Annotated in this window: 1 protein-coding gene and 1 pseudogene; both read right to left on the bottom strand. The window is 68.6% G+C overall.

All coding sequences use genetic code 11. The annotated features are described in order from the left end of the window. Positions 1-397: pseudogene (locus AC1DU6_RS33520) on the bottom strand (transposase domain-containing protein); the annotation flags it as partial. 196 nt (positions 398-593) lie between these two features. Next, on the bottom strand, positions 594-827 hold a 234-nt coding region (tnpB, locus tag AC1DU6_RS33515; protein WP_477862663.1), incomplete at its 5' end, for an IS66 family insertion sequence element accessory protein TnpB.

Raw genomic sequence — 827 nt, 5'->3', positions numbered from 1 at the left:
GGGCCTGCGTCAACGTGCGGCACTTCGCGCAGGCCCACTTGCCGCGCACATGGCGCTCCACGGTGAAGCTGCCGGGCGTGTAGTCCAGCTTCTCGCTGACGTCCTCGCCGATGCGTGTCATCTGGCAGCCGCAGGGACACGTCGTGTCGCTGGGTTCGTGGTGTCGCTCCACACGCGGCAGATCGGCGGGCAGCGCGGCGCGCTTCGGCCTCTCGGGCGCGGGCTCGGTGTCCTTGCGCTTGGCCGCCATTAGCTCGGCCAGCTGAGCCTCCAGGGCGGCGAGGTCAGCATCCACCGCCTCGTCGAACAGCGCCTTCTGCTCAGCGTCGAGTTGCTCGCTCTTCTTGCCGAACTTCACGCGGCGCAACTGCGCCATCTCGAAGGTCAGCTTCTCGATCTTGGCGTCGCGCCACTCGATCTCGTGACGGTCGTGCGCCTGGCGGTCCAAGAGCGCTCGCACCTTGGCGCCGATATGGCCGAGCCCCGCGGCTTCCAGCGAGGCGATGTCTTCGGCACTGAGGGGCGCGGCGACTGACATGGCGGCAGTGTGGGGCGAGCGCGGGCCACGCGCATCGGCGCGAGCACCGATTGCGTCACAGCAAACGGATCGCGCCGTCGTCTTCCACGCGCTGCCACGGCAGGCCCAGCACCAGGGCCTGCAACTGAGGCTGCGTCAGCGGCATCTGCTCCAACGTGACCTCGCGAGGCCAGACGAAGCGGCCCTGGTGCAGACGCCTCGCTGCCAGCCACACGCCGATGCCGTCATGCACGAGTACCTTCATGCGCGTGGCGCGCCGGTTCGCAAAGAGATAGGCATGGTGCGGCTT

This window comes from Roseateles sp. P5_B10, from assembly GCF_056400485.1.
The sequence above is the reverse complement of the archived record's forward strand: the minus strand, read 5'-3'. Positions and strand labels throughout refer to the sequence as shown.